The 19,542-nt window shown below is 74.3% G+C and carries 23 protein-coding genes and 1 pseudogene; 18 read left to right on the top strand and 6 right to left on the bottom strand.

The genetic code is table 11. The annotated features are described in order from the left end of the window. Position 1: 1 nt before the first annotated feature. Entirely contained in the window at positions 2-394 is a 393-nt protein-coding gene (locus VIM19_19020; GenBank protein HEY5186936.1) for a DUF2237 domain-containing protein, read from the top strand. Between the two features lie 16 nt (positions 395-410). After that, positions 411-1,049 (top strand): annotated as a pseudogene (locus VIM19_19025) (FMN-binding negative transcriptional regulator). Here VIM19_19025 and VIM19_19030 read toward each other — a convergent pair. Next, a complete protein-coding gene (locus tag VIM19_19030; GenBank protein HEY5186937.1) occupies positions 1,040-1,249 on the bottom strand; it encodes a hypothetical protein in 210 nt (69 codons plus the stop codon). The pseudogene VIM19_19025 and the gene VIM19_19030 sit on opposite strands and share 10 nt — an antisense overlap. Next, positions 1,246-1,905, bottom strand: coding sequence for a 2-phospho-L-lactate guanylyltransferase (cofC, locus tag VIM19_19035; GenBank protein HEY5186938.1), 660 nt, complete (start codon positions 1,903-1,905; stop codon positions 1,246-1,248). The genes VIM19_19030 and cofC overlap by 4 nt, the downstream gene beginning before the upstream one ends. Before the next feature lie 85 nt (positions 1,906-1,990). Here cofC and VIM19_19040 point away from each other — a divergent pair, with 85 nt between their 5' ends. Together VIM19_19040 and VIM19_19045 are read left to right on the top strand one after the other, a co-directional pair. Next, entirely contained in the window at positions 1,991-2,764 is a 774-nt protein-coding gene (locus VIM19_19040) for a lysophospholipid acyltransferase family protein (protein HEY5186939.1), read from the top strand. Continuing rightward, complete coding sequence (locus tag VIM19_19045) at positions 2,764-3,795, top strand: NAD(P)H-dependent glycerol-3-phosphate dehydrogenase (GenBank protein ID HEY5186940.1); 1,032 nt, start codon at positions 2,764-2,766, stop codon at positions 3,793-3,795. The genes VIM19_19040 and VIM19_19045 overlap by 1 nt, the downstream gene beginning before the upstream one ends. A gap of 9 nt (positions 3,796-3,804) precedes the next feature. Here the strand turns inward: VIM19_19045 and VIM19_19050 are convergent, their stop codons facing one another. Next, positions 3,805-4,926, bottom strand: coding sequence for a PLP-dependent transferase (locus VIM19_19050; GenBank protein HEY5186941.1), 1,122 nt, complete (start codon positions 4,924-4,926; stop codon positions 3,805-3,807). 34 nt (positions 4,927-4,960) lie between these two features. Between VIM19_19050 and VIM19_19055 the strand changes: the two genes are divergently transcribed. Further along, on the top strand, positions 4,961-6,076 hold the full coding sequence (locus VIM19_19055; GenBank protein ID HEY5186942.1) for a D-alanine--D-alanine ligase family protein: 1,116 nt from the start codon (positions 4,961-4,963) through the stop codon (positions 6,074-6,076). Positions 6,077-6,097: 21 nt separating this feature from the next. Here VIM19_19055 and VIM19_19060 read toward each other — a convergent pair whose 3' ends face one another. Beyond that, a complete protein-coding gene (locus tag VIM19_19060; protein HEY5186943.1) occupies positions 6,098-6,478 on the bottom strand; it encodes a DUF3515 domain-containing protein in 381 nt (126 codons plus the stop codon). Between the two features lie 86 nt (positions 6,479-6,564). Beyond that, the gene (locus tag VIM19_19065; GenBank protein ID HEY5186944.1) at positions 6,565-6,798 is read right to left on the bottom strand and encodes an Lrp/AsnC ligand binding domain-containing protein; all 234 of its coding nucleotides are present in this window, start codon (positions 6,796-6,798) and stop codon (positions 6,565-6,567) included. A gap of 141 nt (positions 6,799-6,939) precedes the next feature. Between VIM19_19065 and VIM19_19070 the strand changes: the two genes are divergently transcribed. Next, complete coding sequence (locus tag VIM19_19070; protein HEY5186945.1) at positions 6,940-7,908, top strand: thiamine-phosphate kinase; 969 nt, start codon at positions 6,940-6,942, stop codon at positions 7,906-7,908. A 4-nt stretch (positions 7,909-7,912) separates the two neighbouring features. Here the strand turns inward: VIM19_19070 and rpmB are convergent, their stop codons facing one another. Then, entirely contained in the window at positions 7,913-8,098 is a 186-nt protein-coding gene (rpmB, locus tag VIM19_19075; protein HEY5186946.1) for a 50S ribosomal protein L28, read from the bottom strand. A gap of 165 nt (positions 8,099-8,263) precedes the next feature. On the opposite strand from rpmB, the gene VIM19_19080 reads away from it, so the two are divergent. The 12 genes from VIM19_19080 to smc form a co-directional block, all read left to right on the top strand. Continuing rightward, the gene (locus VIM19_19080; protein ID HEY5186947.1) at positions 8,264-9,871 is read left to right on the top strand and encodes a DAK2 domain-containing protein; all 1,608 of its coding nucleotides are present in this window, start codon (positions 8,264-8,266) and stop codon (positions 9,869-9,871) included. A gap of 3 nt (positions 9,872-9,874) precedes the next feature. Then, the gene (gene recG / locus VIM19_19085; protein HEY5186948.1) at positions 9,875-12,082 is read left to right on the top strand and encodes an ATP-dependent DNA helicase RecG; all 2,208 of its coding nucleotides are present in this window, start codon (positions 9,875-9,877) and stop codon (positions 12,080-12,082) included. Continuing rightward, positions 12,079-12,660 carry a 16S rRNA (guanine(966)-N(2))-methyltransferase RsmD gene (rsmD, locus tag VIM19_19090; GenBank protein ID HEY5186949.1) on the top strand — a complete coding sequence of 194 codons (582 nt, stop codon included), beginning with the start codon at positions 12,079-12,081 and terminating at the stop codon, positions 12,658-12,660. Before recG ends, rsmD begins: the two co-directional genes overlap by 4 nt. Positions 12,661-12,699: 39 nt before the next feature. Next, on the top strand, positions 12,700-13,179 hold the full coding sequence (gene coaD / locus VIM19_19095; GenBank protein ID HEY5186950.1) for a pantetheine-phosphate adenylyltransferase: 480 nt from the start codon (positions 12,700-12,702) through the stop codon (positions 13,177-13,179). Positions 13,180-13,215: 36 nt separating this feature from the next. Beyond that, positions 13,216-13,734, top strand: a complete 519-nt coding sequence (locus VIM19_19100; GenBank protein HEY5186951.1) for a hypothetical protein — start codon at positions 13,216-13,218, stop codon at positions 13,732-13,734. Between the two features lie 78 nt (positions 13,735-13,812). Continuing rightward, entirely contained in the window at positions 13,813-14,439 is a 627-nt protein-coding gene (locus tag VIM19_19105; GenBank protein ID HEY5186952.1) for a YceD family protein, read from the top strand. Positions 14,440-14,441: 2 nt separating this feature from the next. Next, complete coding sequence (gene rpmF / locus VIM19_19110; protein ID HEY5186953.1) at positions 14,442-14,615, top strand: 50S ribosomal protein L32; 174 nt, start codon at positions 14,442-14,444, stop codon at positions 14,613-14,615. Positions 14,616-14,658: 43 nt separating this feature from the next. Next, complete coding sequence (gene rnc, locus VIM19_19115; GenBank protein ID HEY5186954.1) at positions 14,659-15,369, top strand: ribonuclease III; 711 nt, start codon at positions 14,659-14,661, stop codon at positions 15,367-15,369. 8 nt (positions 15,370-15,377) lie between these two features. Beyond that, positions 15,378-16,244 (top strand): bifunctional DNA-formamidopyrimidine glycosylase/DNA-(apurinic or apyrimidinic site) lyase, encoded by an 867-nt coding sequence (gene mutM, locus VIM19_19120; GenBank protein HEY5186955.1) that lies wholly within the window; start codon positions 15,378-15,380, stop codon positions 16,242-16,244. Positions 16,245-16,250: 6 nt separating this feature from the next. Next, positions 16,251-16,541 (top strand): acylphosphatase, encoded by a 291-nt coding sequence (locus VIM19_19125; protein ID HEY5186956.1) that lies wholly within the window; start codon positions 16,251-16,253, stop codon positions 16,539-16,541. A 156-nt stretch (positions 16,542-16,697) separates the two neighbouring features. Further along, positions 16,698-16,901 carry a hypothetical protein gene (locus VIM19_19130; GenBank protein HEY5186957.1) on the top strand — a complete coding sequence of 68 codons (204 nt, stop codon included), beginning with the start codon at positions 16,698-16,700 and terminating at the stop codon, positions 16,899-16,901. Positions 16,902-17,045: 144 nt separating this feature from the next. Further along, positions 17,046-19,542, top strand: a 2,497-nt coding sequence (gene smc, locus VIM19_19135) for a chromosome segregation protein SMC (protein HEY5186958.1), incomplete at its 3' end; no start/stop codon positions are given.

The following is a 19,542-nucleotide window of genomic DNA, read 5'->3' on the forward strand; positions in this document are numbered from 1 at the left end:
GGTGACGAGCGAGCGCAACGTCCTCGGCGGGGACCTCGAGCCGTGCGGGGTCGACCCGGTCACCTGGTTCTACCGCGACGGGTCCTGCTCCAGCGGCCCGGACGACGTGGGCAGCCACACGGTGTGCGCCGTGGTGATTGCGGAGTTCCTGGAGCACCAGCTGGCCGTGGGCAACGACCTGGTCACGCCGCGGCCGGAGTACCGCTTTCCAGGGCTGCGCCCGGGGGACCGGTGGTGCGTGGTCGCGGTGCGCTGGCTACGGGCCCACCAGGCCGGGGTCGCGGCTCCCGTCGTCCTGGCCTCGACGCACGCCCGGGCCCTGGACGTCGTCCCGCTGGAGGCCCTGCGCGAGAACGCCGTGGACGTACCGCCCGACCTCAGCTCGTTCGACTGAACAGCCCCTTCCTGCCATGTACGTCCCCACTCACTTCGCTGCTGACCCGGAGACGGTGCGCGACCTGCTGCTGCACCAGGGAGCCTCGGACCTGGTGACTGCGACGTCGGACGGACTCGTGGCCACGCTGCTGCCGTTCGTCTACGACCCGTCGGTCGGTGCGCACGGCGCGCTGCTCGGGCACGTGGCCAGGAACAACGACCAGTGGCGGCTGCCAGCTCTCGGCCAGGCGCTGGTCATCGTGCGTGGACCGGACGCGTATGTGTCCCCCAGCTGGTACGCGACCAAGGCGGAGCACGGGCGCGTAGTGCCGACCTGGAACTACGTGACCGCCCACGTTTACGGCGACCTGGTGGTGTACGACGACCCGGCATGGGTCGAGTCGCTGGTGCGTCGGCTCACCGACCGTCACGAAGTCCGTGAGCCGCGGCCGTGGTCGGTGGACGACGCCCCCGCCGAGTAAGTGGCCGGCCAGCTACGGGCGATCGTCGGCGTGGAGGTTGTGATCGGCCGGATCGAGGCCAAGGTGAAGCTGAGCCAGAACCGGTCGGCTGCCGACATGGACGGCGTGGTGGCCGGTCTGGGGGCACGCGGCGAAGACGTTGCTGCAGCGGTGGTCCGGGCGGCCCGTGACCGCACGCACGGTCAGGTGTAGAGCATCCGCAGGCTGCTGACCCGAAGTCTGCCGTCGTCCAGCAGCACCTGGACGCGCTGGCCCGACCGCAGCAGCCGGAAGCCGCTGTCCGCGAAGGCATCCGCGTCGAAGGTCAGCGGCGTCCCGTCGTCCAGCAGGACGGTCCCGCTGCCCGACTGCGGGTCGAAGGAGCCGACCGTCGCCTGCCGCGTCGTGCTCACGGCTGCCCGTCGAGGAGCGAGGGGACCAGCGCCTCGGTGAGCGGGCCAACCCCGAGACGCCGCGCGTCCGCGAGGTCCACCTCGGTGTCGACGTCGCGGTGCAGCGTGGGCAGCCCGGCGAGGGTGATCTCGACGGCTCCGTCGGCGCGGTGCGCGGCCCGTGACCGGTGTCCGAACTGGGGCTGGAAGGGTTCTCCTGGCCGGGCCGCGAACAGCGTCGTCCCGGTGCCCTCCGCGTCGCTGACGAACGAGACCGGGTGGGTCAGCGCCGCGGCCAGCGCCCGGCCCAGCTCGGCCGGGCGCAGTGCCGGCAGGTCCGCGGACAGCGCGGCCACGCCCAGCTCGGGAGAGCGTCGGGTGGCGACCGCGGCCCCGTAGGCCAGCGCCGGGTTCAGCCCCGCGGCGGGCACGTCAAGCACCGTCTGCGCCCCCAGCTCGCGGACCTGGCGGCTCACCTCCGGCTCGTCGGTCACCACCAGCACCCAGGCCACGCCGGGAGCCTGCAGCGCCGCGGCCACGGTGTCGACCGCGAACGCCGACGCGAGCGCAGCCCGGTGCACCCCGGCCAGCCGGGACAGCCGGGTCTTCGCGACCTCGAGCCGCTTGACCGGGACGACGACAGCCCAGGCCGGCGGGGTGCTCTGCGCTGACGACATGACAGGGTGATCCTCGCAGGCTGCCTCGACACCGGTGGCGGCGGGCGGGAGGATGGGTCCGCGGGATCGAGCGAGAGGAACACCGTTGGCACGCACCAAGCCGGGGTTCTGGTTCTGGTTCGCCGTGGTGCTCCTCAAGCCGCTGCTGCTGCTGGTCACCGGGCGGGACTGGCGGCACCGGGAGCGAGTGCCGAGGCAGGGCGGCGTGGTGGTGGCGACCAACCACAACTCCCACCTCGACCCGCTCGTCGTCGCGCACTTCCTGTGGGACCTCAAGCGTCCGGTCCGGTTCCTGGCCAAGGTGTCGATGTTCGACGTGCCCTTCGTCGGGATGGTGGTGCGCGGGGCCAAGCAGATCCCGGTCTACCGCGAGACGGTGGACGCGGGATCCTCGGTGCGGGCGGCCGTCGCCGCGGTCGAGCGAGGCGAGTGCGTCGTGGTCTATCCCGAGGGCACCCTGACCAGAGACCCGGGGCTGTGGCCGATGGTCGGCAAGTCCGGGGCGGCCCGGATCGCGCTGACGACCGGGTGCCCGGTGATCCCGCTGGCGCACTGGGGGGCGAACGAGCTGCTGGCGCCGTACTCGACGCGGCCGCACCTGCTGCCCCGCAAGACCGTGCACGTGACCGTCGGTGAGCCGGTCGACTTGGACGACCTGCGCGGGCGGCCGATAGACGCCGCGCTGCTGAAGGCGGCGACCGACAGAATCATGGCCGCGATCACCGAGCTGCTGGCCGAGCTGCGCCAGGAGGAGCCGCCCGCGCAGCGCTTCGACCCGCGCTCGGCGGGAGTGGCCGTGATCGGCAACCCCAAGCGGGCCCGGCGCGCCACCGGCAGCGGTCCGTCGCGGGAGAACTGATGAGCAGCCGGACCGGCGGCGGCGGTCCCAGGGCGGCCGTCATGGGCAGCGGCTCCTGGGGCACGGCGTTCGGGATGGTGCTCGCCGACGCCGGCTGTGACGTTGTCCTGTGGGGTCACGACCCAGAGCTGGCCGCGGAGATCGACGCCACCCACGAGAACCGCCGCTACCACCCGGGAGTCGCGCTGCCGCCTCAGCTGCGGGCGACCGGTGAGCCTCGGGTGGCGCTGGACGGCGCGGACTTCGTGGTGCTGGCCCTGCCGGCTCAGGTGCTGCGCGAGAACCTGGTGAGCTGGTTGCCCGGCCTCCCGGCGGACGCCGTCCTGGTCAGCCTGATGAAGGGCATCGAGCTGGGCAGCATGCAGCGGATGAGCCAGGTGGTCCGCGAGGCCACGGGGATCGCCCAGGACCGGATCGCCGTCATCTCGGGGCCGAACCTGGCCGGGGAGATCGTGCAGCGCCAGCCGGCGGCGACGGTGGTGGCCTGTACGGCGGAGGAGACCGCCGCCCGGCTGCAGGCGGCCTGCACGACCCGGTACTTCCGGCCTTACACGAACCTCGACGTGGTGGGCGCGGAGGTCGGCGGGTCGGTGAAGAACGTCATCGCGCTGGCCAGCGGGATGGCCGCCGGCATGGGGTTCGGCGAGAACACCCAAGCCGCGATCATCACCAGGGGGCTGGCCGAGATGATGCGCTTCGGGCTGGCCCTGGGTGCCAATGCCACCACGTTCTTCGGGCTGGCCGGCACCGGTGACCTGGTGGCCACCTGCTCGTCTCCGCTGTCCCGCAACCGGACGTTCGGGGAGAACCTCGGGCGCGGCATGAGCATGGCCGAGGCCACGGCCGCGATGAAGCAGACCTGCGAGGGCGTGAAGTCCTGCGGGCCGATCCTCGAGCTGGCCCACCGGCACGGCGTCGACATGCCGATCACCGAGCAGGTGGTCGCGACTGTGCACGACGGCAGGAGGCCGAGCGAGGTCGTCGCCGCGCTGATGAGCCGCGACCCGAAGTCCGAGCACTCAACGATGTGACCGGGCCGGTCAGCCGGCGGCGGAGTCCAGCGCCCGGCTGAGGTCGGCCCACAGGTCGTCGACGTCCTCGATGCCGCAGGACAGCCGCAGCAGCGACTCGGGCACCTCGGCGGCCTCGGACTCCCAGCGCCGGCGGCGCTCCAGGGTCGACTCGACGCCGCCCAGGCTGGTCGCGTGCACCCACAACCGGACAGCGGTGGCGACGGCGTCGGCCGCCGCGCCCCCGCCGCTCACCTCGATGGCCACCATGGCGCCGAAACCGGGGTAGCGGACCCGGTCCACCCTCGGGTGCATGCGCAGCCGCTGGGCCAGTGTGGTGGCGTTGCGCTGGCCGCGCTCGACCCGCAGCGCCAGCGTGCGCAGCCCGCGCAGGACCAGCCAGGCCTCCATGGGGCCGGGCACGGCGCCCTTGAGCCGGCGCTGGTCGTCCAGCCGCGCCAGCACGGTCGAGTCGCGGGTGGCGACCAGGCCGAGCAGCACGTCGGAGTGGCCGGCGATCAGCTTGGTGGCGCTGTGGACGACCAGGTCCGCGCCGTCGTCCATGGGGCGGCGCAGCAGCGGGGTTGCAAAGGTCGAGTCGACCACGAGGGCGGCGCCGGCCGCGTGCGCCGCCGCGGCGACGGTCCTGACGTCGGCGACGTCGAGCAGCGGGTTGGTGGGCGAGTCCAGCCAGACCACGGTGGCGCCGTCGAGAGCGGCCAGCACCTCGGTGGTGTCGGCCGGGTCGACCGGGCGGACCTGCACCCGTCCGGTCGCTTCCAGGGCGGTGAGCTGGGCGCGGGTCCCGGTGTACGCCGAGCGCGGGGCCACGACCGTGCCGCCGTCGGGCAGGAGCACCTCGAGGACGGCGGCCACCGCGGCCAGCCCAGACGCGTACGACAGCGCCGAGCCGCCCTCGAGGGCGCCGACCGCGGTCTCCAGCGCCGTCCAGGTGGGGTTGCCGTAGCGGCCGTACTCGACGTCGCCGCCCGCGTGGTAGGTGGAGGCGAAGGTGACCGGCGGGTTGAGCGGGGCGTCCGGCACCCGTGGCGGGCGGCCGGCCACCACGGCGACGGTGGCGGGTGCGACTCCGGACAGGTCGAGGTCTGGCCGGTCCGGGTCGGCGGCGGGCTGCTGCGGTGCGTCGGGCATGGGCGCCAGTATCCCGCCCGGTAGGGTCGGCGCGATGACCGGTTCGGGACGCCGTCCACGGGTCGCCGTGGTGTTCGGCGGCCGCAGCGGCGAGCACGGGATCTCCTGCGTGACCGCGGGGAGCGTGCTGCGGGTCATCGACCCCGAGCGCTACGACGTCGTCCCGATCGGCATCGCGACCGACGGCCGCTGGGTGCTGGAGGAGTCCGACCCGGAGCGGCTGGCGATCACCGACGGTCGGCTGCCGGAGGTCGACGGCGAGCGGGCGGCCGTCGTGCTGGCCGGCGACCCGACGTCCCGGGACCTCGTGGTGAGCGAGCCGGGCGAGGTGCCGCGCGTGCTCGGCGAGGTCGACGTGGTGTTCCCCCTGCTGCACGGGCCGTACGGCGAGGACGGCACGATCCAGGGGCTGCTGGAGCTGGCCGGCGTGCCGTACGTCGGCTCCGGGGTGCTGGCCAGCGCGGTGGCCATGGACAAGGCCGCGATGAAGGTGCTGCTGGCGGCGGCTGGGCTGTCGGTGGGCCGGTACGTCGTCGTGACCGACCGCGAGTGGCGGACCGACCCGGCCGTGGCGATAGAGCGGATCCGTGCTCTGTCGCTGCCGGTGTTCGTCAAGCCGGCCCGGGCCGGCTCGAGCATCGGCATCAGCAAGGTCAAGGACTGGGCCGAGCTGCCCGCGGCCGTCGCGGCGGCCAGGGAGCACGACCCGAAGGTCGTCGTCGAGCAGGGCATCGACGGCCGGGAGATCGAGTGCGGGGTGCTCGACCGGGCCGACGGCAGCGGCCCAGAGGCCAGCGTGTGCGGTGAGATCCGGGTGCGTGGGGCGCACGAGTTCTACGACTTCGAGGCGAAGTACCTCGATGCGAGCGACCTCGACGTGCCGGCGGTGCTCCCGGCCGCGGTGGCCGAGCGGGTGCGGGCGATGGCCTGCCAGGCCTTCGACGCGTTGTCCTGCGAGGGCTTCGCCCGGGTGGACTTCTTCCTGCGGGCGGACGGCGAGGTGCTGGTCAACGAGGTGAACACGATCCCCGGGTTCACCCCGGTGTCGATGTTCCCGATGCTGTGGGCGGCGTCCGGAGTGGCCTACCCCGAGCTGGTGGACCGGCTGCTCCAGCTGGCGCTTAGCCGCCGCCCCGGCCTGCTCCGCTGACTTGCCCCCGCCCCGCCCCCTTCATGCGGAAGGGACCGTGGCTTTGAAGGGGGCGGCCAGGTCGACGAGGAGGTTGACCTCGGGGCGGTAGGCCTGCGGCACCGTGACCTCCACGTTGGCCACCCGGCCGGTCGTGGTGAACCGGTAGCCCTCGGTCAGCTGCTCGGGCAGCCAGTCCACGCCGTTGACCGTGATCAGCTCCGACGTCGGCTGAAGGGCGGCCGGCTTGGGCACCCCGCAGCGCAGCACGACCGGGTCCTTGCCCCAGGCCGCCACCAGCGCCGACGAGGGGTCGGTCGGCCGGGCGGTCAGCCCGTTGAGGGTCTTCGGCAGCTCGGTCGCGAGCGCCGCGCACGCAGCGGCGGCCGTGGCGGGCGGGCTGGCCGGCACGGCCACCCGCACGGCGCCGCTCGAGCAGCCGGCCAACAGCCCGGCCAGCAGCCCGCCCGCGAGCAGCCCGACGGCGGGCCGGCCGAGACTTCGAACGGTCAGAGGTGGACGACGGGACAGGTCAGGGTCCGGGTGATCCCCTCGACGCCTTGCACCTTGGCGACCACCAGCTTGCCCAGGTCGTCGACGGACGCCGCCTCGGCGCGGACGATGACGTCGTACGGGCCGGTGACGTCCTCGGCGAGCGTCACCCCGGGAATCTGGGCGATCTGCGCGGCCACGTTGGCGGCCTTTCCGACCTCTGTCTGGATGAGGATGTACGCCTGGACCACCACGAGGGCTCCTCCCGAGAAAGGCCGCGGGACACGGACTCGGTCGACGAGGTGTCGGCCGCCTGCGAGGCTATCGCGTCCGGGTGGTGCGGCGGGAGCGGGTCGGCCAGGTCGACGACGAGCGAGAGGATCACGACCACCGTGCAGCATGGCGAGGACATGACCGTGGCCGCGTTGGGCGAGTTCGGGCTGATCGAGGCGATCATCGCCCGGCTGCCGGGAGGCGCGGACGTCGTGCTCGGTCCGGGCGACGACGCCGCGGTGGTGCGCGCCGTCGACGGCAACGTGGTCGTCACCACCGACCTGCTCGTCGAGGGCGTGCACTTTCGGATGGACTGGTCGGAGGCCAGGGACGTCGGCCACAAGGCGGCCGCGCAGAACCTGGCCGACATCGCGGCCATGGGGGCCCGTGCCACCGCCCTGGTCGTGGGGCTGGCCACGCCCGCCACGCTGCCGCAGGCCTGGGCCTTCGGCCTGGCCGACGGGCTGGGCTCCGAGGCGGCCAGGGTGGGCGCCGCGGTGGTCGGCGGGGACGTCGTCTCCTCCGACCGGCTGACCATCGCGGTCACGGCACTCGGGACGCTCGACGGCCGGCGTCCGGTGACCCGGGCCGGCGCCCAGCCCGGTGACGTCGTGGCCGTGGCCGGCCGGCTGGGCTGGTCGGCGGCCGGTTTCGCGGTGCTGTCCCGGGGCTTTCGCTCACCCCGGGTGCTGGTGGCCGCGCACCGGCGTCCGGAGCCGCCGTACCAGCAGGGCCCACAGGCGGCCCTGTCAGGGGCGACGTCGATGGTCGACGTGAGCGACGGCCTGGTCGCCGACCTGCGGCACGTCGCGGCGGCGTCCGGTGTGGTCATCAACCTGGTGTCGAAGGCGCTCGAGGTCGCCGACCCGCTGCGGGACGCAGCCGCGGCCATGGGCAAGGACCCGCTCGAGTGGGTGCTCACGGGGGGAGAGGACCACGCGCTCGCCGCGACGTTTCCGGCCACGGTCGGTGCGCCGCCCGGGTGGACGACGATCGGAATGGTGACCGCGGGCGACGCCGACGTGCTGCTCGACGGGCGGGCCGTGACCGGCCAGGGCGGCTGGACCCACCTGGGTGGGCCCCGCTAGCGCGCTAGCGGGTGACCTTGCCCGCCTTGATGCACGAGGTGCACACGTTGAGCTTCTTGGGGGTGCGCCCGACCATGGCCCGAACCGTCTGGATGTTCGGGTCGAACCGCCGACGGGTGCGGCGGTGCGAGTGGGAGATGCTGTTGCCGAAGCCCGGGCCCTTGCCGCAGACGTCGCAGTTGGCAGCCACGGTCGACACTCCTCGATGAACCAGACACGGAAACGGACGCACGAGCCCAGCGACGGCCGGGCAGCGAAGGATCAGGTTACCGGATCGGCGGGGCCGGACGCCAACCGCGCTCCGATTAGGCTGCCCGGCACAGCGACCGGCACAGCGGGAGGAGGTCGCAGCACGGTGAGCGGATTCGCCGACCTCGACGCCGACGCGGTGCGGGCCTGCTGCCGGGAGGCCCTGGCGGCGCTCGGCCGGGCCAGGGAGGAGATCGACGCCCTCAACGTCTACCCGGTCCCGGACGGCGACACCGGCACCAACCTCTACCTGACCGTGGAGTCGGCCCTGGAGGAGGTCGAGGCCCGGCCGCACGACGGTGACCTCCTGCGCACCCTGCGCGCGGCCACGCACGGCGCCCTGCTCGGGGCCCGCGGCAACTCCGGGGTGATCCTCAGCCAGCTGATGCGCGGTGCCTCGGAGGTGCTCGTCACAGCCTCCCGCGAGCCCGTGGCGCAACGGGTCCGCAGCGCGCTGGCCGCCGCCGCGGAGGCGGCCTACGCGGCCGTGGCGCACCCGGTCGAAGGCACCATCCTGACCGTGGCCAGGGCAGCCGCGGAGGCGGCCGCGGTCGAGCCGTCCGAGGACTTCGCGGCCGTGCTCAAGGCCGCGGCGTCCGGTGCCGCCGAGGCGCTGCGGCACACCCCCGAGCAGCTGGAGCCGCTGCGCCGGGCCGGCGTCGTCGACGCGGGTGGGCGCGGCCTCGTCGTCGTCCTGGACGCCCTCGTCGCCACGGTCACGGGGGACCGGCCGATGAGGCTGCGCGCCCCCGTGGCGTTGCCGCAGCCGCAGGTGGCCGACGCGGAGCGGCGCCGCGCGGGCGGCCCGGCGTTCGAGGTCATGTACCTGCTCGAGGCCGGACCGGACTCCGTCGACCGGCTGCGCGCCGAGCTGGAGCCGCTTGGGGACTCACTGCTCGTCGTCGGCGGCGACGGGCTGTTCAACGTGCACGTGCACGTGGACGACGCCGGCGCGGCGGTCGAGGCCGGCGTCCGCGCCGGGCGCCCCTACCGGATCGCCATCACCCACTTCGGCGACCAGATCGCCGCCGGGGACGAGGCCACGAGCGACCGGACCCGGGCGGTGATCGCGCTCGCGCCCGGCGAGGGTCTCGCGCTGCTGGCCGCCGAGGCCGGGGCCCGGGTGGTGCACGGCGCCCCGACCCGCCGCCCGGCCACCCGTGACGTGCTCGAGGCGATCCAGGGCGCGCACGCCCGGGAGATCGTGGTGCTGCCCAACGACAGCGACACGCTGCCGGTCGCGGAGGCGGCCGCCGAGTACGCCCGCTCGGCCGGGCTGCGGGTGGCCGTGATCCCGAGCCGCGCCTCGGTGCAGGTGCTGGCCGCGCTCGCCGTCCACGACCCGGGTCGGCACTTCGAGGACGACGTGGTCGCGATGACGGCAGCCGCCCGGGCCACCCGGCACGGGGAGGTCACCACGGCGGTGCGCGAGGCGCTGACGTCAGCCGGGATCTGCCGCCCCGGCGACGTCCTCGGGCTGCTGGACGGCGACGTCGTGATGATCGGCGCCGACGTCCGCGCGGTGGCCACCGACCTGCTCGACCGGATGCTCGCGGCCGGCGGCGAGCTGGTCACGCTGGTCCTCGGCGAGGACGCCGACCCCGGTCTCGGCCACGGTCTGCAGGAGCACCTGGCCCGGGCCCACCGCTCGGTCGAGTCCTGTGTCTACCTGGGCGGCCAGCCGCACTACCCGCTGCTCATCGGGGTGGAGTAGCCGGTGTACGCAGAGCTGTGGGACGAGCCGGCCGGCCGGCTGGTCGGCGGCACCACCGCGCAGACCCTCAGCAAGAAGCTGGGGATCGAGACCGTGGGCGACCTGCTGCGGCACTACCCCCGCCGCTACGCCGAGCGCGGCGAGCTGACCGACCTGGCCTCGCTGCGGGTCGACGACGACGTGACCGTCATGGCCGACATCGCCTCGGCCAAGCTGCACCGGATGAAAAACCGGCCGGGCACCCGACTGCAGGTGGTGGTCACCGACGGCCGCGGCTACCTCACCCTGACCTTCTTCGACAAGCGCGACCAGAGGTGGCGGGAGCGGGAGCTGCGACCCGGCCGCCGCGGGCTGTTCGCGGGCAAGGTGTCGGTGTTCAACGGCGCCCGGCAGCTGACCCACCCCGAGTACCTGCTCGTCGACGAGGGCGACGACGGCGACGAGGTGGACGCGCAGGCGGCGGCCGCGTTCGCGCACGCGCTGATCCCGGTGTACCCGGCCACCGCCGGGTTCCCGTCGTGGCGGGTCGCCAAGGCGGTGCAGCCGGCGCTGGACGTCCTCGGCGAGCTGCCCGACCCGGTCCCCGACGACGTGCGGGAGCGCCGGGGGCTGGTCGGCCTGGCCGAGGCGCTACGACTGGTGCACCGGCCGGAGACCCGGGCCGAGGTGGCCAGCGCCCGCCGCCGGCTGGTCTACGAGGAGGCCTTCGTCCTGCAGACCGAGCTGGCCCGACGCCGGGCCGCGACCGCGGCGCTGCCCGCGGTCGCTCGTCGTCGGGTGGCCGGCGGCCTGGTCGACGCGTTCGACGCGCGGCTGCCGTTCACCCTCACCGACGGCCAGCAGGCGGTCGCCGCCCAGCTGGAGCGGGACCTGGCCATGGTGCACCCCATGCACCGGCTGCTGCAGGGGGAGGTCGGCTCCGGCAAGACCGTGCTGGCGCTGCGGGCCATGCTCACCGTGGTCGACGCCGGCGGTCAGGCGGCGCTGCTCGCGCCCACCGAGGTGCTCGCCCAGCAGCACTACCGCTCGGTGCTCGCCCTGCTGGGGCCGCTGGCCGAGCGGGGCCTGCTGGGCGGCGCCGACGTGGGCACCCGGGTGGTGCTGCTCACCGGCTCGTCCGGCGCGGCGACCCGGCGCGAGGGCCTGCTCCAGGTCGCCAGTGGGGACGCCGGCCTCGTCATCGGCACCCACGCCCTGCTCGAGGAGCGGGTCGGGTTCTTCGACCTCGGACTGGTCGTGGTCGACGAGCAGCACCGGTTCGGGGTCGAGCAGCGGGCCGCGCTGAGCGGCAAGGGCGCCCAGCCGCCGCACGTCCTGGTCATGACCGCCACCCCGATCCCGCGCACCGTCGCGATGACCGTGTTCGGCGACCTCGAGGTGTCCACCCTGACCGAGCTGCCGCGGGGGCGCTCGCCGATCGCCACCCACGTCGTCCCGGCCGACCGGCCGCGGTTCGTGGAGCGCTCCTGGGAGCGGGTGCGCGAGGAGGTCGCCGCCGGCCACCAGGCGTACGTCGTCTGCCCGCGGATCGGCGACAGCCCCGACCCGGACGACGTGTCGCCGGACGGCGACGAGCCCGAGGGCGGCCCGGCCAGCCGACCGCCCAGGGCGGTGACCGAGGTCGCCCCCGAGCTGGCGGAGGGGCCGCTGGCCGGGCTGCGGCTGGAGGTGCTGCACGGTCGGCTGCCCAGCGACGTGAAGGACGACGTGATGCGCCGGTTCGCCGCCGGCCAGGTCGACGTCCTGGTCGCCACCACGGTCGTGGAGGTGGGCGTCGACGTGCCGAACGCGACCACGATGGTGGTCATGGACGCCGACCGGTTCGGGGTGTCCCAGCTGCACCAGCTGCGCGGGCGGGTGGGCCGAGGGGCGGCGCCCGGGCTGTGCCTGCTGGTCACCGACCAGCCGGAGGCTTCACCGGCCCGCGAGCGGCTGGACTCCGTGGCGGCCACCCTGGACGGGTTCGTGCTGTCCCGGCTGGACCTCGAGCAGCGCCGCGAGGGTGACGTGCTGGGCTCCTCCCAGCACGGCCGGCGGTCGTCACTGCGGCTGCTGTCGGTGCTGCGCGACGAGGACACCATCGCCGACGCCCGGGAGGATGCCGCGGGTGTCGTCGCGGCCGACCCCGACCTCGACGGGCACCCGGCCCTGCGCACCGCGCTGGCCCAGTACGTCGACGACGAGCGCGCCGAGTTCCTGGAGAAGGCGTGACCAGGGTGGTGGCCGGGTCGGCCAGGGGGCGCCGGCTGACCGTGCCGCCCGGGCAGGGCACCCGCCCGACGTCCGACCGGGCCAGGGAGGGGCTGTTCTCGGCGCTGGAGTCGATGCTCGGCGGACTGGGCGGCGTCCGGGCCCTCGACCTGTACGCCGGCTCGGGGGCGGTCGGGCTCGAGGCGGCCAGCCGGGGCGCCACCGCCGTGCTGCTGGTGGAGTCCGACCGGCGAGCGCTCGAGGCGGTCCGGGCGAACGTGGCGGCCCTGGGACTGCCGGGCACCCAGGTGCGCGGGGACACGGTCGAGCGGGTGGCCGCCGCGGCCAACCCGGGCGCCCCCTACGACCTCGCCTTCCTCGACCCGCCGTACGCCGTCGACACCGAGCGGGTCCGGGCGGTGCTGGCCGACCTTCTGGCCCACGGTTGGCTGGGCCCCGGGGCGGTGGTCGTGGTGGAGCGGGCGACCAGGGACGAGCCCTTCGACTGGCCGCTCGGGTTCGCAGTGGACCGGTCCCGGAGCTACGGCGAGGCCACGCTTTGGTACGGTCGGGCCGCCGGGACCGAAGCCGGCGCCTGAGCTGCCCCTACCCGGCACCTGCCCTGCGGAGGAGTGAGCGTGCGCAAGGTCGTCACCCCCGGCTCGTTCGACCCGGTGACCAACGGACACCTCGACATCATCGGCCGGGCCGCCCAGCTGTTTGACGAGGTCACCGTTGCGGTGCTGATCAACAAGAGCAAAGCCAGCATGTTCACCGTCGAGGAGCGCATGGAGATGCTCCGCCAGGTGACCGGCCAGTGGCCCAACGTGCGGGTCGACGCCTTCCACGGCCTGCTCGTGTACTTCTGCCAGGAGCGGGGGATCGCGGCCATCGTCAAGGGGCTGCGAGCGGTCAGCGACTTCGACTACGAGCTGCAGATGGCGCAGATGAACCACCAGCTGGCCGGGGTGGAGACGCTGTTCGTGCCCACGTCCGCGATCTACAGTTACCTCTCCTCCAGCCTCGTCAAAGAGGTCGCGACCTATGGTGGGGACATCTCCGCGCTGGTGCCCGAGCTGGTGGCCAGCCGGATGGCGCAGCACCTCGCGCAGCCCTGAGACCCGACCCCCTAACGACCGAGGAGCCACCGGCCCGTGGACGTCCACGAGAAGCTCGACGAGATCACCCAGCTCGTCGAGACTGCCCGCGCCATGCCGATGTCGGCGTCCTGCATGGTCAACCGGGGTGACCTGCTCGCCCTGTTCGACGAACTGCGGGCGCTGCTGCCCGAGGAGCTCGACCTCGCCGACCGGCTGCTGTCCGACCGCGACCACGTCGTCGCCGAAGGCCGGGTCGAGGCCGACCGGATCGTGGCGGCGGCGCACGAGGAGCGGATGCGGCTGGTCGCCGAGACCGAGGTGTTCACCCAGGCGCAGCTGGAGGCCCAGCGGGTGCTGCACGAGGCGCAGCAGGAGGCCGACGAGCTGCGCGACGAGGTCGACCAGTACATCGACGGCAAGCTGGCCACCTTCGAGATCACGCTGAACAAGACCCTCGGCGCGGTGATGCGCGGCCGGGAGCGGCTGCGCGGGCGCACCGAGGCGGACGACCTCAGCGGCCGGCACTCGAGCAACGAGACCACCCAGGAGCACCTGCCGCTGCGCGGCCGCTGACCGGGCGTCGGCTCGGTTGGGAACCGGCCGTCCGCTCCGGTACCCTGAGCCTTCGGCCTCAACCGAGGCCACTTCGTCATGCCATCGGCGGAGGACACGCTGTCCAGGCTCGACCCGCGCGCCCCGCTCGTCGTGGATACCCACGACGTCGGACGCCGGGCCGGAACCATGCGCCAGCTGTCCTTCACCGCGCCGGCCCCGGCCGGTCTCGGTCAAGACGTGATCGGCGTTCCCGAGGGATCTGCCATCGAGCTCGAACTGCGGCTCGAGTCGGTGATCGAGGGGGTGCTCGTGTCGGGGACGGCGCGGGCGCAGCTGACGGGTGAGTGCGTGCGGTGCCTGGAACCGTTGACCTCCGAGGTGGAGGTCCCGATCCAGGAGCTGTACTACTACCCCGACCAGTACGTCGAGTTCGAGGTTGAGGACGAAGAGGCCCGGCGGCTCGAGGGTGAGCTGCTGGACCTCGAGCCGGTGCTGCGGGACTCGCTGGTGCTCGCGCTGCCCCCGCAGCCGGTGTGCCGGGACGACTGCCCCGGCCTGTGCCCGGTGTGCGGGTTCAGGCTGGCCGACGACCCGGAGCACTCGCACGAGGCGGTCGACGCCCGGTGGGCCGCCCTCGGAGGGCTCCTCGACGACAACAGCGCCAGCACGACCGAGCAGACCGACGAACCATCGGACCGACGCACCAGATCGAAGGAGAGCTAGCCGTGGCCGTTCCCAAGCGGAAGATGTCGCGCAGCAACACCCGCAGCCGGAGGGCGCAGTGGAAGGCCACGGCTCCGGCCCTGTCGACCTGCGACCGCTGCAAGCAGCCCAAGCTGCAGCACATCGCGTGCCCGACCTGCGGCACGTACAACAAGCGGCAGGTCCTCGAGGTCTGACGCGCGTGCGCACCGCGGGCGTTGGACGGGCTCGGGGGGCCGCGTGAGCGTCCCCCGACCGCCGGCCGAGCTGGCCGACCGGCTCGGCGTCCTCGTCGACCCCGCGATGCTGCTGCAGGCGCTGACCCACCGGTCCTACGCCTACGAGAACGGCGGCCTGCCGACCAACGAGCGGCTGGAGTTCCTGGGCGACTCCGTGCTCGGGCTGGTCGTCACCGACACGCTGTACCGGACCCACCCGGACCAGCCCGAGGGACAGCTGGCCAAGCTGCGGGCGGCGGTCGTCAACGCGAGGGCGCTGGCTGACGTCGGCCGCGAGCTGGGCCTCGGCGACTTCGTGCTGCTGGGCCGTGGCGAGGAGACCACCGGTGGCCGGGACAAGGGCTCGATCCTGGCCGACACGGTGGAGGCCCTGCTGGGCGCCGTGTACCTCGACCGCGGCCTGTCGGTCGCCTCGGACCTGGTGCACCGGCTGTTCGACGGGCTGATCGAGTCGTCCGGCCAGCTCGGCGCCGGGCTGGACTGGAAGACCAGCCTGCAGGAGCTCACCGCCACCCTGGCGATCGGCGTCCCCGAGTACGTCGTGAGCGAGGACGGCCCGGACCACGCCAAGAGCTTTGTCGCCGAGGTGCTCGTCGGCGGTCAGGTGCGCGGCCGCGGTGCCGGCCGCAGCAAGAAGGAGGCCGAGCAGGCCGCCGCGGCGACCGCGTGGACGGTGCTGGACGGCGACCGGCCGCGCACCCCGACCCTCTAGACGTCCCCGTGCCGGAGCTGCCAGAGGTCGAGGTGGTGCGCCGCGGCCTGGAGCGCTGGGTGGCCGGGCGCACCGTGGCCGACGTCGAGGTGCTGCACCCGCGCGCGGTGCGCCGGCAGCCGGGTGGCGCAGCCGGGCTGGTGGCCGGTCTCGAGGGACGCACCCTGCAGGCGGCCCGTCGGCGTGGCAAGTACCTGTGGCTGCCCACCGACGACGGCGAGGCGCTGCTGGCCCACCTGGGCATGTCCGGCCAGCTGCTCGTGCAGCCCCCCGACGCCCCCGACGAGACCCACCTGCGGGTCCGGCTGCGGTTCACCGACGGCGGCCGCGAGCTGCGCTTCGTGGACCAGCGCACCTTCGGCGGGCTGTCCCTGGAGCCGATGTCCGGCGGGACCGAGGACGGCGTCCCGCTGCCGGTGGCCCACATCGCCCGTGACCCGCTCGACGCACGCTTCGACGACGCCGCGTTCGCCGCTGCGCTGCGCCGGCGGCACACCGGGGTCAAGCGGGCGCTGCTCGACCAGAGCCTGGTCTCGGGGATCGGCAACATCTACGCCGACGAGGCGCTGTGGCAGGTCGGGCTGCACTACGCCCGGCCGACCGAGACGCTGACCCGCGCCCAGGTGGCCCGGATGCTGGCCGCCGTCCGCTCGGTCATGGGCGCGGCGCTGGAGCGGGGCGGCACGTCGTTCGACTCGCTGTACGTCAACGTCAACGGCGAGTCCGGCTACTTCGAGCGCTCGCTCGAGGCCTACGGCCGCCGCGACCTGCCCTGCTCGCGCTGCGGCACGCCGATCCGGCGGGACCCGTTCATGAACCGCTCCTCCTACAGCTGCCCGCGCTGTCAGCCCCGGCCGCGCCGGGCGCACTGGTAGCCGGCCGTGACCGAGTCGCCGGTGCCACCGGTGCGGGTGACCGTCTGGGCGCGGGGGACCGTGCAGGGCGTGGGCTTTCGCTGGTGGACCCGGGCCCGGGCGCTCGAGCTGGGCCTGGTCGGGCGGGCCACCAACCTGGACGACGGCCGGGTGGAGGTCGTCGCCGAGGGGCCGGAGCCGGCCTGCCGGGCGCTCGTCGCGCTGCTGGAGGGGCCCGGCACCCCCGGGCGGGTCCGCGGCGTGGTCCAGCAGTGGTCGCCGGCCCGCGGCGACCTGACCGGCTTCGTCGAGCGCTGACGCTGTCACCCGGTCGGCTGAGCGACGGGCCGCGGAGGTTGACCGTTTCGTGATCTCAGTGCGACCCTAAGAACACCGCACCGGCGTCCCGTACGCCTGGCTCTTGCGCGACCACTGACCTGGTGCCCACGGGCACCCGACCGTGAAGGACCCTCGATGGCGAAGGCCCTGCTCGGCCATCTCGGCGGACCCGACCCGATGGTCGTCGCCGAGCTCGCCCGGCTCCGCCGCCGGGTAGACGACCTCGAGACCGAGGTCGACCGGCTGAAGACCGCGAACGAGGCGCTCACCTCGCTGGTGGCGGACGAAGCGCAGGAGCGCTTCCTTGCCGTCCCCGACCGGGAGCCCGCACTCACCTGACCGTTCGCCGCCCCCGGCCCTGGCGGACCGGTGCGGCTTCACGAGGCGGGGTAGGGTGAGGGCGCTTCCCCGCGCTGTGAACTCGTCCTCTCGTCCGATGGTGGCTGTCAGCAGGCACCGCCCCGGCCCAGGAGCGCCCTCCTCGTGCACCTGAAGAGCCTCACCCTGCGCGGCTTCAAGTCCTTCGCGTCGTCCACCACCCTGCGCTTCGAGCCGGGGATCACCTGCGTGGTCGGGCCGAACGGCTCCGGCAAGTCCAACGTCGTCGACGCCCTCGCCTGGGTCATGGGCGAGCAGGGCGCCAAGTCGCTGCGCGGCGGAAAGATGGAGGACGTCATCTTTGCCGGCACGGCCGGCCGCCCGCCGCTGGGCCGGGCCGAGGTCGTCGTCACCATCGACAACACCGACGGCGCGTTGCCGATCGAGTTCGCCGAGGTGTCGATCTCGCGGATCATGTTCCGCAACGGTGGTTCCGAGTACGCGATCAACGGCGAGTCGTGCCGGCTGCTCGATGTCCAGGAGCTGCTGTCCGACTCCGGCATCGGCCGTGAGATGCACGTGATCGTCGGCCAGGGCCAGCTGGACCAGGTGCTCTCGGCGACCCCCGAGGACCGCCGCGGCTTCATCGAGGAGGCGGCCGGCGTCCTCAAGCACCGCAAGCGCAAGGAGAAGGCGCTGCGGAAGCTGGACGCGATGCAGGCCAACCTCACCCGGGTGCAGGACCTGACCGCCGAGCTGCGCCGCCAGCTGAAGCCGCTGGGCAAGCAGGCCGAGGTGGCCAAGCGCGCGCACCTGGTGCAGGCCGACCTGCGTGACGCCCGGATGCGGCTGCTCGCCGACGACCTGCTGCACCTGCGGACGACGCTGCAGCAGGAGGTCGCCGACGAGACGGCGCTGCGCGAGCGGCGGGCGTCGGTGGAGGCCGAGCTGGCTCAGGTGCAGGCCCGCGAGATCGACCTGGAGCAGCGCTCGGCCGCCCAGGCGCCGGTGCTGGCCGCGGCCCAGGAGACCTGGTACCGGCTGTCCGGGCTGCGCGAGCGGCTGCGCGGCACCGCGTCCCTGGCGTCCGAGCGGATGCGGCTGTCCGCCGAGGAGACCGTCGACGACCGGCCCGGCCGTGACCCGGAGGAGCTCGAGGGCGAGGCCCGCGCGGTCCGGGTCGAGGAGGGCGCGCTGGGCGAGCAGGTCGAGCAGGCCCGGGTCCGGCTGGCCGCGGCCGTGGCCGCCCGCACGGCGGCCGAGGAGGCGCTCACCGCGGAGCAGCGGCGGATCGCCACCGTCGAGCGGGCCGAGGCGGACCGGCGGGAGGGGCTGGCCCGGCTGACCGGCCAGGTGGGGGCCGCGCGCAGCCGGCTGGAGACCCGGGAGACGGAGATCGGCCGGCTCAGCGAGGCGCTGGCCGAGGCCCGCACCCGGGCCGAGCGGGCCGAGCAGGAGTTCACCGCCCTGGAGAGCCAGATCGCCGGCTTCGACGAGGGTGAGGTCGACCTCGACACCGAGCACGAGCGGGCCTCCGCGGTGCTGGCCGCGGCGGACGCCCGGGTGGCCGAGCTGCGCGAGGAGGAGCGGTCGGCGGAGCGGGAAAGGGCCGCGCTGGTGGCCCGGAAGGAGACCCTGGAGCTGGGGCTGGCCCGTAAGGACGGGTCGAGCACGCTGCTGGCGGCCGGCGACCAGCTGTCCGGGGTGCTGGGCACGGTGGCCGCGCTGGTCAGCGTCGAGCCGGGGTACGAGACCGCGCTGGCCGCCGCGCTGGGCCGGGCCGCGGACGCCGTGGCGGTCGAGGGCGTGGGCACCGCCGTGGACGCGCTGCGGCTGCTCAAGGACGACGACGCGGGACAGGCCGGCCTGCTCGTGGGCAGCGCCGAGGACGACGGGTCCGAGGCACCGTGGCCGGTGCTGCCGGGCGAGGCCCGCTACGCGATGGACCTGGTGCAGGCGCCGTTGGCGCTGCGTCCGTCGCTGACCCGGCTGCTGCGCCGGACCGCCGTGGTCGAGGGGCTAGCGGCGGCCCGCGCGCTGGTGGCAGCCGAACCGACGGTGGTGGCGGTCACCCGCGACGGGGACGTGCTCGGCGCCGGCTACGCCTACGGGGGGTCGGCGACCGCGCCGTCCCTGCTCGAGGTGCAGGCGGCGTTCGACGACGCGACGCACCAGCTGACCGAGGCCGCGCACCGCGCCGAGCGGCTGCGGTTCGACCTCACCCGCGCCGGGCAGGAGCGGGACCAGGCCGCCGAGCGGGTGGACGCCGCGCTGAGCCGGCTGCACGAGTCCGACGCGCGGATGGCCGCCGTGGCCGAGCAGCTGGGCCAGCTGGGCTCGGTGGCGCGGGCCGCCTCGGCGGAGGCGGCCCGGCTGGCCACGTCGTTGGCGAGGGCCAACGAAGCGGCGGCGGTCGACCGGCAGGCGCTGGAGGAGCTGGCCCGCCGGCTGACCACCGCGAGCGCCGAGCCGATCGAGCAGCAGCCGATGGAGGACCACCGTGAGGAGCTGAGCGCCGCGGCCACGGCCGCGCGGCAGGCCGAGGTGGAGACCCGGCTGGCCCTGCGCACGGGTGAGGAGCGGCAGCGGGCCCTGGCCGGGCGGGTGGAGCAGCTCGAGCGGGCCGCCGGAGCCGAGCGGGAGGCTCGGCAGCGCGCCGCGG

The organism is Actinomycetes bacterium (genome assembly GCA_036510875.1).
Lineage (GTDB): Bacteria > Actinomycetota > Actinomycetes > Prado026 > Prado026 > DATCDE01.

Coding starts and splice junctions, on each gene's coding strand:
- cofC (HEY5186938.1), bottom strand. CDS start 1,905: ATGTCGTCAGCGCAGAGCACCCCGCCGGCCTGGGCTGTCGTCGTCCCG.
- VIM19_19055 (HEY5186942.1), top strand. CDS start 4,961: ATGACCGGTTCGGGACGCCGTCCACGGGTCGCCGTGGTGTTCGGCGGC.
- VIM19_19130 (HEY5186957.1), top strand. CDS start 16,698: ATGGCGAAGGCCCTGCTCGGCCATCTCGGCGGACCCGACCCGATGGTC.
- VIM19_19050 (HEY5186941.1), bottom strand. CDS start 4,926: ATGCCCGACGCACCGCAGCAGCCCGCCGCCGACCCGGACCGGCCAGAC.
- VIM19_19105 (HEY5186952.1), top strand. CDS start 13,813: ATGCCATCGGCGGAGGACACGCTGTCCAGGCTCGACCCGCGCGCCCCG.
- VIM19_19045 (HEY5186940.1), top strand. CDS start 2,764: ATGAGCAGCCGGACCGGCGGCGGCGGTCCCAGGGCGGCCGTCATGGGC.